This is a genomic window from Nanhaiella sioensis, from assembly GCF_046557775.1.
Classification (GTDB): Bacteria; Bacillota; Bacilli; order Bacillales; family SM2101; genus Nanhaiella; species Nanhaiella sioensis.
Genome location: NZ_JBKAEG010000001.1, coordinates 4,075,380 through 4,087,533, shown reverse-complemented (window position 1 = coordinate 4,087,533; position 12,154 = coordinate 4,075,380). Strand labels below are relative to the sequence as shown.

Annotated in this window: 15 protein-coding genes; 2 read left to right on the top strand and 13 right to left on the bottom strand. The window is 29.4% G+C overall.

The features are described 5' to 3' along the window. Positions 1–165 precede the first annotated feature (165 nt). On the top strand, positions 166–321 hold the full coding sequence (locus V1503_RS19110) for a hypothetical protein (protein WP_410628737.1): 156 nt from the start codon (positions 166–168) through the stop codon (positions 319–321). 224 nt (positions 322–545) lie between these two features. Here V1503_RS19110 and V1503_RS19105 read toward each other — a convergent pair whose 3' ends face one another. The 13 genes from V1503_RS19105 to V1503_RS19045 all read right to left on the bottom strand — a co-directional run bounded on the left by V1503_RS19105 (position 546) and on the right by V1503_RS19045 (position 11,634). Next, a complete protein-coding gene (locus V1503_RS19105) occupies positions 546–911 on the bottom strand; it encodes a hypothetical protein (protein WP_410628736.1) in 366 nt (121 codons plus the stop codon). Positions 912–1,334: 423 nt separating this feature from the next. After that, positions 1,335–1,766: a hypothetical protein gene (locus V1503_RS19100; protein ID WP_410628735.1), complete on the bottom strand. Its 432-nt coding sequence runs from the start codon at positions 1,764–1,766 to the stop codon at positions 1,335–1,337. 61 nt (positions 1,767–1,827) lie between these two features. Continuing rightward, on the bottom strand, positions 1,828–3,060 hold the full coding sequence (locus V1503_RS19095; RefSeq protein WP_410628734.1) for a hypothetical protein: 1,233 nt from the start codon (positions 3,058–3,060) through the stop codon (positions 1,828–1,830). A 698-nt stretch (positions 3,061–3,758) separates the two neighbouring features. After that, entirely contained in the window at positions 3,759–4,181 is a 423-nt protein-coding gene (locus V1503_RS19090; protein ID WP_410628733.1) for a helix-turn-helix domain-containing protein, read from the bottom strand. Positions 4,182–4,333: 152 nt separating this feature from the next. After that, complete coding sequence (locus V1503_RS19085; protein WP_410628732.1) at positions 4,334–4,603, bottom strand: hypothetical protein; 270 nt, start codon at positions 4,601–4,603, stop codon at positions 4,334–4,336. 75 nt (positions 4,604–4,678) lie between these two features. After that, positions 4,679–5,245 carry a superinfection exclusion B family protein gene (locus V1503_RS19080; RefSeq protein WP_410628731.1) on the bottom strand — a complete coding sequence of 189 codons (567 nt, stop codon included), beginning with the start codon at positions 5,243–5,245 and terminating at the stop codon, positions 4,679–4,681. 384 nt (positions 5,246–5,629) lie between these two features. Continuing rightward, positions 5,630–6,928: an S-layer homology domain-containing protein gene (locus V1503_RS19075; protein ID WP_410628730.1), complete on the bottom strand. Its 1,299-nt coding sequence runs from the start codon at positions 6,926–6,928 to the stop codon at positions 5,630–5,632. A gap of 248 nt (positions 6,929–7,176) precedes the next feature. Continuing rightward, the gene (locus tag V1503_RS19070; RefSeq protein WP_410628729.1) at positions 7,177–9,420 is read right to left on the bottom strand and encodes a hypothetical protein; all 2,244 of its coding nucleotides are present in this window, start codon (positions 9,418–9,420) and stop codon (positions 7,177–7,179) included. Positions 9,421–9,508: 88 nt separating this feature from the next. Then, positions 9,509–10,165 carry a hypothetical protein gene (locus V1503_RS19065; RefSeq protein WP_410628728.1) on the bottom strand — a complete coding sequence of 219 codons (657 nt, stop codon included), beginning with the start codon at positions 10,163–10,165 and terminating at the stop codon, positions 9,509–9,511. 132 nt (positions 10,166–10,297) lie between these two features. Further along, positions 10,298–10,531: a hypothetical protein gene (locus tag V1503_RS19060; RefSeq protein ID WP_410628727.1), complete on the bottom strand. Its 234-nt coding sequence runs from the start codon at positions 10,529–10,531 to the stop codon at positions 10,298–10,300. A gap of 54 nt (positions 10,532–10,585) precedes the next feature. Beyond that, positions 10,586–10,900 (bottom strand): hypothetical protein, encoded by a 315-nt coding sequence (locus V1503_RS19055; RefSeq protein WP_410628726.1) that lies wholly within the window; start codon positions 10,898–10,900, stop codon positions 10,586–10,588. 121 nt (positions 10,901–11,021) lie between these two features. Continuing rightward, on the bottom strand, positions 11,022–11,315 hold the full coding sequence (locus tag V1503_RS19050; protein WP_410628725.1) for a hypothetical protein: 294 nt from the start codon (positions 11,313–11,315) through the stop codon (positions 11,022–11,024). A gap of 67 nt (positions 11,316–11,382) precedes the next feature. Next, entirely contained in the window at positions 11,383–11,634 is a 252-nt protein-coding gene (locus tag V1503_RS19045) for a hypothetical protein (RefSeq protein WP_410628724.1), read from the bottom strand. 158 nt (positions 11,635–11,792) lie between these two features. Here V1503_RS19045 and V1503_RS19040 point away from each other — a divergent pair, with 158 nt between their 5' ends. After that, positions 11,793–12,011: a helix-turn-helix domain-containing protein gene (locus V1503_RS19040; protein ID WP_410628723.1), complete on the top strand. Its 219-nt coding sequence runs from the start codon at positions 11,793–11,795 to the stop codon at positions 12,009–12,011. Positions 12,012–12,154 lie beyond the last annotated feature (143 nt).

The window sequence follows — 12,154 nt, the reverse complement described above, 5'->3', positions numbered from 1 at the left end:
TCCAAGCTTTACGCCTTACCATAATACATTACCAAAAGTCTTACCATAATGACTATGTTGTAAATCCGCATTTTCGGAACTGCACCCCTTACTGATTTTACTTTATAAAATGGAAAGTATAGTTTAGTATTATTTAAGCTGAAAAAAATAAGGAGATGATATTTTATGTGGTATCCAGTCATATTTGTAATTTTAGGATCAATACTATACTTCTCAATAGCTGGTTATTTTCCATTATTAGGTGTTTACATAGGAGTTGGATTAATTTCTGGTTGTTTGTTTAGAATAATTGGGTTACTTAAGGATTTAAACAAAAAATAGATAAAATCAATGTCCATTAAGTTTACTAATCAAAATGAATGTAAATTGTAACTGCTGAAAAATCCAATAAAATGGATATTTTATTGGATTCACAAATAACTATATCCTTAATATCACTCTTGAGGGCGCTGATAATGTTATTCTTTTATTCATGATTATTTTAATCACCTGAATCTCCCATATAAAAAGAGCATATAAAACTCCCACATGCTCCTTTATCTTTTTCAATTATTAATAAAATCCTTATTATCATAGGTTGAATATGTATCATTGTTTGACAACCACTCTTGAATCCCAAGAATAGTATAGTAATTATCATCATCTGTACGTATGAATGGAATCCCACTGCCTAAAAGAACTTGATTTAAATCTATTCCATCAAATTCACTTATGGTAATCCCCATATACTCAGCTATTTCTGATTTACTATATAGTCTCATTTCTATCTTACTGTTTTCACTTACTGAATTGACTGAACTAACTGAATTAGATTTTGCCATGTCTGATAAAGAATTGGAGATAAATATTGAACTGACTAAGATAGATATTGCTAGAATAATAATTGATATCCCAGTAAAATTTATTTTCATACTCCCGCCGCCCTTCGAACAAGCATGTAAATTCCTCCTCTTTGTATGATCATAATACACTATTAAGAATAATCCAATCGACAATTTAAGTACTCTTAGACTACTGAAACTTAGACTTAAAATTGTCATTTTATTATGATTTACTGACACTTCGTTGGAAATTTTATTATATAATATCCGTGTATTATCAAAGAAGATTGGAAAATTATATAGAATAATACTAACTAGCAATCATTATTTACCTAACATTCATGATGTAAAAACATAATAAAAGAAACCAATGAAAAGAAATAAAACTCACAGCAATCAGTGAGTTGAGTTGATAGTAAGTGTTCATTTTTCAAAAATTAATAGTTAATTGAAATTCCTTAAAAATAACGTAAAAAGTATTTTACGAACAGAATTCGAGGCTAAATAAAAAAATTATGGTCTCATTATTATGACTTCACTTGCTACTACAACTTGTGTATTTTCTGGTGCAACATAAATCCATACTTTAACTTTGCTTCCAATTGTCAGTTCAGAAGCACCAACTAAATTTCTTTGATTTCCTGTTTGAGTGTAAATTTTTGTTTCACTAGTGATTTCAAAGTCACGCAACCCATTATCTTTACCGTCATAGTCATTATAATATGGTTTCAAAAAATCATAAAAAACATTCTCATCTAATTGAATATCTTTAACTGTAAGAATATATTGTCGATTTAACTTTTCTTTATATGGATCGTCACTACTCTTTACAAATGAAAAAATTTCAGCGTCGTAACCATAAATATCGACATCCTTTTCGGGTGAATTTTCTTTAGTACAGCCAATTAATAGAATAAAGCAAAAAACCACAAAACATTTTTTCATTAGTTATCTCCTCCTCTCAAACGAAAGAGGACGGGGTGAAAGTACCCGTCCTACATTTCTATTATTTCTCTTTCGTTACATACCAGTTATTTTCAGTCCAATCATAATCATACACCCAGTAGATATGACCTGAATTGGCTTGATATTTAATACTATGTTTATCTACATAAGAAGTTGTAACTTTACCTGAAAAAGTACCTATTGGAGTTGATACACCAAATCCACCACTATAGGTTGTTTCACTAGAATAGCTTTTTGTGGTACTTTTCACGTCTGATACAGAAAAGGAGGCTCCATACTGGCTATTCTTAACATCTTGCCAATTTTTGCCATTTCTACCATTAGAAGCCCAATTCTCCGTTGTTGTGGAACCTACAAATGTTACTGGTGTCACATCTCGACGAGTATATTGAAAGTCATTTGCAAAATAAAGATCATAACTTTCATAGAGATATTTATATCGGGCATAAAGATCATATGTCAAATCACAGTATAGTGTGGAACCAATATATTTACAAGTGCCATCTATACTATAATCGATTCCTGTTGAGACATCACTTGTTAAACTCACACTTCCACCCTGACTCCAAGGGTCATTATCTATTGAATACCCCCCATAAATATTTACTTTTGCCGCAGATGTCATTGAAAAACTGACATTCATATCTGTTCCAATATTAACTTCACCAACTTTTGTATCTTCTGTTGAATTTTCAAACGTGTAATTACATTTTTTATATTCAGCAACTAATGGTTCACAAGAAAGAGATGCTAAAGTTGAGATTCCCTCTACACTTTTCATGCTTGCACTATTATTTTCCTTAATTTTCTTATCTCCAGAAAATTTTGTTGAAATCACTTTTTTTCTATCTTTATTTAATTTATCCAATGCTTTTTCCTGTTTTGCTAATTCTTTATCTTTAATATGACTTACAGAAAATACTTCTCTCTTCAATTCATTATCTGGAGACGAAAAATACACTTCATATACTGCATCCGCTACATTTCCTGGAGCATCCTCAAGCTTCGAAGAAGAAATGGAAGAATTAAACTTTAACTTCCCGTTTTTTCCAATAAAATCATTAAATACTCGCTCTGAACCGTCTTCACTTAATGAAAATATAGAAACCTCTGTCCCCTCGGCTATCTTACCGTCCTTATCATAGGCTTCAATATATACTTCTGTATCACCTAGCTCCTCTAGATCTGTATTTTGATCAGCCATAGCTACAGATGAATAAGGTAATAACAAAAACAGTATCATCATTAAATTAAATATTTTATTTTTAATCATACTTGTATCCTCCTAAATCATCAATTTTATTTTTATATGTAAACTGGCCAGTATTACATCAAAAATATTACCTAGACTACTTTTTTACACAACAAAAAAGCTAGGCATGAGACCGTTATCAGTGCACCGTCCAAAGTAAAATGAATTGCTCTAATCAGATAGAATCTTAACATATTTATCCAGTTAATTTCAATCTTATTTTTGTAAAGTTTTTAATTTTCATACATTTCTAATTATATAAATCTTTAATTTCATAATTTTATATCTGTTTTCCTAAACTCCATAATTAACTTGAATAATAGAGAAATTTCTTTAAAGTATTTTGATTCCTGTTAACACCAATACGGTATTGAACTTCTGTAATTTGTTTTTTCATTTTCTTCAAATAAGTGATTATTTTCGATAAAAGGGAAATTTTATTGCAAATGACCGATAATAGAACAGCATTCTTTATTTAGATAAAATATTACTTTTATTGTGATTGGTTTCTATACCCTCAAAAAATAAAAAGCTCGTTCATAAAAGGTCAAGTGTTAGTTATACATATTTAACGATATTAAACTAGTTCTTTTATAAAATATTATAAAAATAGTAATTACTACAAATTATTTACCATAATACAGCAATACTTATACAGACACACATACAGAATTATAAAATCTCATCATTTCTTAGTTTTTTAACATATTCTCCAAACATTACTTCACCACCTGTTGAGTATTCACTTGACCTTGTAATAATTCGATTAGGATTTGCTTGGTTTCAATATTTAAATCTTCAAGCTCTCTTGCAATTGATTCTGCATCTTCAGTTATTTGTTTTTGAAAAAGATAGTATGTAGTTTGATTAATATATCCTGTTTTAATCTTCTTCTGTTTTATAGCTGGCTTACTCTCTCTTAACTCAATTACTCTTAATATTCCTTCTCTTTCTACTTTAGGAACTTCAATGATTTCTAATATTTTTTCCAATGTTTTATAATCAGGATTTTTGTTCCTTCCATTTTCTAAGTGACTTACGTATGAGTCACTTTTACCAATTGACACAGATAATTTTTTTGAGTTTATCCCTTTTCTTTTTCTGTGTTTTTTAATTGTGGCTCCTACCTCTAGTAAGTTCATATCGTATCACCCTTCCACAAATTCTCAGTAAACCATTAGATCACCACTACATCTTATATCTTATTACATTTAATTATTTTATAAATAAAAACCTCCTAATAATTAAATGTAATAGATTTTACAATTATGTTTAGTAGAAAACACTTCTTTTATCACATAGTTTCTAAAGAGTTTTTAATGACCCTTACATCGAACATCCTTTTATTACGCAACGCTTCACTTCTCGATAATTTTCCATTAGACAAAACCCTTACACATTCATATATCGGTGATTTTTCAACACTGGTTATTTCCCAAGTTCCTGATTTACTTTTAATATTAGACTTATATGTGAATCGGTTACCAATTTCAAAAATAGGTGGTTCACTAACGATTGGTTCAGAAAATCCTGTAGACATATGATAATTTTTTGTTAGACTCATAATCTAGTCCTTTCATGATACTGCATAGATAATGAATACTCTCACTCTATCTAACTAGCTTACTGTTAATCATCCCTAATATCTGAAATTACTATACTTTTTATTGTGTTGTCTTTTAAATGCCAATGAGAACTCAGAAAGTAAAGATGGTTTATCCGTTAATTCATTCCCCACCCATGGCTGTAGCAAATATGAAACCACTGGATTTAAATCATCATCAATCATTATATTATTCGCAGTCATCCCAATCATTTTATTTTGTACTAACACACTCACTCCACCATCATTGAATGGTAATTTTAGGGTGTGATTATCTTCTTGATACAATGCATAAATTATAGCTTTTTGGTAATCAGTTAGTTTTCTTAATCTATCTTCAGCGTACGCATAAAATTTCTTTCTAGTTCTAGCGTGTCCTATTGATTTTAATGTTTTATATATCAGATTAACTATAAGTATAGAAATTGATACTACAAAAACGATACCAATTATGAATCCAAATTTATCTCTAAATTCAAGCATAAATAATTGTTTTAGAAATGATGTTGGAGAAAAAAGAAGCATACTGCTTGCTAAAGATAAGGCTGCCCATATTAACACAGGTAACGTTAATATTTCTTTAATATTAAAATCAAATTTCATATTGACCCCCAAGAATTCTTGATTTCTATTAATTACATCTATATTTTATGTAATATCTAGTAACAAAGTTAAAATTTTTACTTTACTATTATTTTCCTAGAATGTGAATCTTGAGTCAATTATAATTACAATAAAACATCTGCTTTATTTGAAATTGCAAGCAATAAATTATAGTTGCTGTTATATAGAGTTTACCTTTATATTCTTTGATTTAAGTTTGGGTTAAAATAATAACTTATTGTGTGAACAGGATGTGTTCATAAGGTTTTCAAATATTGGAGTATTAGCTCAGATAAAGTGAAGAAAATAATATAACCCCAAAATTTGTTCTCTTTTGGGGTCTTAAGGGTTTTGGAATAAGTATAGTTTTCCATGTTAATTTGTTTAATTTGTTTGCTTAAATCTATCATCTAAAACTCTAGCAAAAAATGTTGAAAATTGAGCTCTATTTACTGTTTTGTCTGGTTTGAATGACCCATCATTATATAGTTTTGTAATGTTATTTTCTGCTAATATCCCTACGTACTTGTATGCCCAATGAGAAGATAACACGTCAGAAATTTCACCTTCAAAATTACCTTTTAAGTCATAAGCATTCACAATAGCTCTTGCCATGTCAGCACGAGTTAATGGTGAAAAAGCATTGAACGATTCACCTCTAGGAAATATGCCTTCGTCTACTGCTGTTGCAATTTCTTTGTAGTAAATATGGTTTTTAGATACATCATTAAACCCAGGATCAGGACGATTATTTATTTCAAGTCCTAATGCTCTTACAAACATAACAGCAGCTTGACCGCGTTTAATTTCATCTTCAGGTTTGAAAGTACCATCTTGGTATCCTTTTATAATTCCATAATTTGATAGGTAAGCAATTTCCTTAGCTGCCCAATGATCTACTGATAAATCTTCGAAATTACTCGTGATTACTTCTACAATGTAGCTACCATTCATATAATCATAAAATGATTCTACATTTATATAATAGGTTCCTTCATTTAGATCAACTGTTTGAATAATTCCCACAGGATCATCATTGTTTGTAAAAATTTTTGTTATTAGTTCTCCCTTATAATCAAATAACGAAAATCGTAATGAATCATATAAACTACTACCTATTATAGCTCTGCCTCTAAATCCTATTTTGCGAGCTTCAGTAATCTGAAAGATGAAGTAGTCATCATCTTGATTAAATTTATATCCTTCATATGTTGTATTGAAAATCATAGGAGTAGCAGTTTCAATAGAGTTATTTTCTATTGAACTCACAAAATACTTGTTAGGTGCAAATGAGAACTCTAAAGTAAAAGGCTCATAATCAGGAAATTCATCTGGTTCTACTTTTAAATAATAGTCACCTTGTGGTAACCCCAACACCCAGAATAAATCTGTAGGCTCGTATGCTAGTTCATCTCCTTTATTATTCAATAATCTAAGCTGAAACCCTCTTTCTTCTTTAGTTCTAATTTTCACAGAGAACTTTCCTTGCTCTTCTACTCTTAATTTATAATAATATGCTTCCACTCTATCAATTTCGTCGTCAAGCGTTTCTACTTCCGAATTAAGATCAATTTCTAGCGCATCATTAATGCTGGTATTAGCACTTGAAGCTTTAACATTTGCTGGTACAAAAAATACTGTAGTAATTAAAAAAAATAAAATAGCAAATATTACTTTTTTCATATATTTTACCTCCAAATTATTTTTCAAAATAAATTATACCATAGGAGGGATAAAATGGACTTTTTAGTTATTTTTGTTTAGGGATAAAGTTGAATTTTTTATTAATTTCCGTACCCAACAATAAAACTGAATGGCTGTTATATAGTTTTTTGAGGCTTTACAAATGACTAATTAAAATGTGGTTCATTAAAAGGTGTATTTTCTCATCAACACTTAACTTGTTCCATGCTTTAGGATTGATTTTCATACTATACGACCTCCTTTACTTTCTCTCCATTTACAAGCATATTTACGTACTTCTTAGCGTCTGTTAGCTTATCGGTTGTTTTCATTGAATGTATTTCTTTGTCACCTTTAAATATCCGGAAACACCCCCACCTTGTAGTAATCCAATATTCACCATATGAGTAAACACGATTTTTTTCTTTTCTTCCCATAAATTCAAATTCTTTCGTTTCAGCTTTGAAATCAATATCCACCTCAGTATTTTTCATTCTGTTATATGTTTCTCGTTTTTGATCATTTGTAATTTCCCTTTTATATTTATTTATAGTTCCTTCTAATTCTTCAGGTAAACTGGCCAATTCTCTCAATAATTTTTCTTGCCTGCTCATTGCCTTATCATATTTACTTTTATTTATGCCTGCCCTACCAGTTACAACCCAACTTGGATTATTCCCTTTATGTTGTAAGTAAGAAACGTAAGTGTTATAGTATTTCTTTTTGAATCGTTGTAATGACTGTTTAAGCTTGAATATATAATACTCGTTATTATTTGTAGAAATAGTTTCTTTCACTTGGTCGTTATATTTTTTGAATAAGTCTTGTATTTCTTTGTTATGGTCACGCTTATTCTTTCGGAATATCCAAGCTGAATCATGTTCCCTATCCTGAATTGATTGGTCAATTGAATATGTTTCTATATCATCAATTTCAATTTCAGGGTATGAAATTTTTGATTGTTCAAGATTCAGCTTTTTTTCTTCCTTGCTGTTATAGGTGTGAATTAGTTTATATTGGTCTAAGTGTTCATAATTGTAACCTTTTCCGGATTCGTTCCCATTGGGATAAATCAGAAAGTAAAACGATTCTTGTTTATCTTTGTCTAGGCTAGTATTAATACATTCCAATAAAACACTATCCGTATTGGAAGCCTTAAATAAACGTGACGGCTTGACGTTATCCTTTTGTAGTCGGCTATTTAGTGTTACTTGCTGCTCATTTGTAAGTTTGCTGTTATAGTCTTCCTGTGGTTGTTCTGGTGTCTCTTCTTTGTTGCTGTTATTACATAATTGGTCAGCTAGTTGTTTAGTTTCTTCGGTTAAAATAGCCCACCAAATATTAGGACGCTTTTTACCTCCCCATCTAAAACCATATGCTTTCATCAAGTTTCTTTTTTCCTCTGAAGGTTTGGAAGCAAATGTTATTTCTATTCCATTACCTTTAGATCCTGTTTCAGTTTCATATGTAGGAATATTAATAATTTCATTGCTTGAATGAGCTTTGTTTTCTCGTGGCTGTTGGTGATCTTTTTTATTATCTGTTATTTCAGTTTGTAAAAGGTTATCTTGTTGTTCTTGTGTCCGCTGTGCCTTTTTATAAATAGTCTTTTCTGTTACTTCTTCAACCTCTTTTAATTCTGCAAAATGAAAACAACCATTAGAAAATAAACGGTTAAAATTAGACTCAGAAAAATAAATCAAGTTAGCACTGTTTGACGTTCCTGTTAACTGTTTATTTAGCTTCTTATTCATTCTAATGAAACGGTATGATGTGCCTTCGTAAGATTTATCGAATTTGTACACATAGTCTTTATGGACACCATTTGTTAATGACTTATCAATAACTAAGTAAGTATTTTCATTAGTTTCTGTTATTGTAGTATCAATTTTGATTGGTTTAATAACTTTTGTTACAACCTTCTCTATAACTGGCACAAGCTTTGATTGTTCGTTTATTTTATTTTCTAGACGGTCAACGAATGATTTTACCTTTTTACTGGTCAGCTCTCTATTATTGCAATCATATACAGAAAAAGCTCCGCTACCTTTTGCAATGATTTCCCCATTCTTTTCTATATGCCAATTTGAACGTTTAGGCGTTATGTTTTTATAAGTTGGATATTCTTCAATTATTACTGTATTTTCTTTTTGCTTTTGCATCATGGAATCAATAATTTTTTGTGATGATAATTTTTCATTTTCAGTTGCTGCTGAATCGTTTATTGTTGCTTTCAATTTTTCTATTTTAGCGTAATCAGGTGTATAACGTTGTTCAGTTTCCTTTTTACCTGAATAGCTTAAACCATGAACATCAATAAGCAAAACATAACCGTCTTTTTCTGCTATTCCGTCCCAATGTGCAGGACTCCAGTAGTCAACCATCATATCACTTTGATCGGGTGTATATCCGTATGTTTTCCATCCTCTTTCCTGTAGTTCCCACATAATTTTTACTTTCGCACTTTGACGGTCATAATAGGAAATTGTCATTTTAATACACTCCTTTTATTTGTTTTAATATTTCATTGTGGCCTATAATATTAAATAATTTTTGATTACTTATAGACCACTAGCAATATTAAAACGGTGCTGTTATATAGTTAATTAATGGTTTAACTTGAATTGTGTTTATTACATCCTGCATGTATTGGTTATCAAAGCAGTTGTATTTAGACTGTTTTACTGTCATTTTGTTTGATTGCTCTATGTTATTAGTAAGGATATCTTGATCAATATCAACCCAACCGCTATAAACTAATATTGATTCTTTTGGTAAAATTCTGTTACTGTAAAAGCTTCGCTTACGTTTAGGCTTGTGTACAATTCTTAAAGATTCGTTATACTGTGCGTATTTTTCGTTTATTGTTTCAAATAAGTTTGTATGAATGACAGTAGGAAAACCAAAATCAGAGAATTTAATAATAGTAACTTTTTGATCTTTGTAATTGTTGAGTGTGTTTGTTACTTGTGATAGTTCGCTGTTATGTATGGTGTATTGTCTTAATGCTGAAGCTAAAGGATCGGATAAATCTTGTTTGTATATATCCTGGTTTATAGTTGCGTTTTCTTTATCAAGGATTGAGAAAAAATATTTGTTAACTTGTTCCTTTTCTTTGTTTGATAATTCCCAGTGAGGTTTGTATGATACTGTAAAGATTGATTCTCCGAACATATCAGTCAGCCAGTTAGCTTGTTGAAAGTTATCCATTTCATTAAATGATAAAGTAGTAAACATTTTAAACATCTCCTTTGATATTGTTTTAACTTCTACACAAGCCCACAATATTTATGATGTGCTGTTATGGGCTTGAATTGAGGTTAAATAATAAGTAATATTAAATTAATTTACATAAAATCTATATTTTATTTAAACAGTATGTTTACCGCAATAGTCACAAACCCCATCAACCCACAAACCATAATGCATGAGAACTGGTCTACCTCCTGTCCACTCATTTATACAGCCCTCATTCCCTTTTCCACATTTATTACAATCATTATCCTTTTTTTCTCTCTCATACTCTTGTTGTCGTTTAATTAAGTTTGCTGTAACTTCTTCCCCAAATTTTTCTAAACATTCTTTTTCCCATGTGTATGCCATTTAACATTCCCCTTTCAAATTGAATAAAACAAATCTTTTATTTAGCTTAGTTAGCTAAAACGTAAATTTCTTTGGTAAATCCTCGGACAATGTAGACATCATATCATCTGTAATTTTAAAATTAATAACCTTTATGAAAGAGATTTTATTTTTGAACAGCTCATACTTACATAAAACATCAGAATCTAAACTATTGAAAAACTTTTCTGTTTCATCGTACCATTTTACATTAGGTTCAATTTTATGAAACTTTTCAAATAAACTTTTTGAAATCATAAATTGTTTGTAGTCATGAATCATGCATAATAAATCTAGCAATCCTTCTGTCATAGGTACTTTTTCAGGTGTACCAGTGAAATTATTTTTCATAACAAAACACCTCCAATTCTAAATAAAATAAACCTTTTATTATAATATAGATGTTTAATCATTTATTTTCTTATGTCTTATAATGATAAAATATTAAGATGTATACTTTTCCCTCCAAAAATCATTTATTAAGTAGCTGTTTCTGTTCTTCTTTTTTAATAAACTTTGCAGTCTTAGTCCAATCATTCATTCTGTTGTTATTGTAGTAATAGAGCATCAAGTGTTTAACTTCTTTTAATCCGTATCTATCCATGTGGTTTTTAAGATAAGTAATCGTTACGGGGTATTCTTGTTTGTCATATATGTATGGGTTCATAAACTTGTTATGGATTTCATTAATTAGATGATCATTTGCTTTTTCTAATTGTTTTTTACTCATACCTTTATTAACTAGATAATCTATTTTGTTTTCCATCACAAAACCTCCTTTTTTGTAATAAAATAGTTATTTTATATTAGATTAATTTATATTAAATATCTTCTTATTCATCCTCTTCGAATACTAACAATTTACTTTCATAGTCCTTATACATTTCGCTAATTATTATTTCTTCTATTCTTTGCGTATCGCTTTCATATGAGTCAACATCTTCAACATTCGTATAATACTCAGTCCATATAATACCCTCATCATCCATTCTAAAAACAACTTTATCATAAATACTAAATGTTTCTTTATCATTCATTGATAATTGATCAAAGTATTTACCCCACTTTATTAATTTTTCACTCATTTTTTTTTACCTCCTTTTCAATTCTTTAATTACGTTTTTCGTTATCTTACTTATATTATAATTCCTTTTTTCGTAATTGTCAATTACTTTTTTCGTTATTTACAAACTTTCTTTTTCATTTTATACTTATCTAAAAAGCATAGAAGGGATAGTAAAATATGATTGTTAAAAGTAATTTAAAGCAAGTATTAGAAGCTAAAAACATGGAACAAAAAGACCTTTCAAAAATGACAGGTATTAGGGAAGCTACAATTTCAGAGATGTGTAGAGATATTAATAAAATGTTTTCTAGGAATGTACTTAATAAGATCGTTAACGCTTTAGATATTACAGATATAAATGAATTAATTATACTAGTTGAGGAACAAAAGGAATAAATAAAGCAGCCCATTTGATAATAAGCTGCAATTATTTGTTTTTATTTACTTTATCCCTTATTACTTTAACCTTTATAACAATAATTGGAATCAGCAAGCAAATAAATACAAGGTCTGTAATATAAGTATCATCTAAACGATAT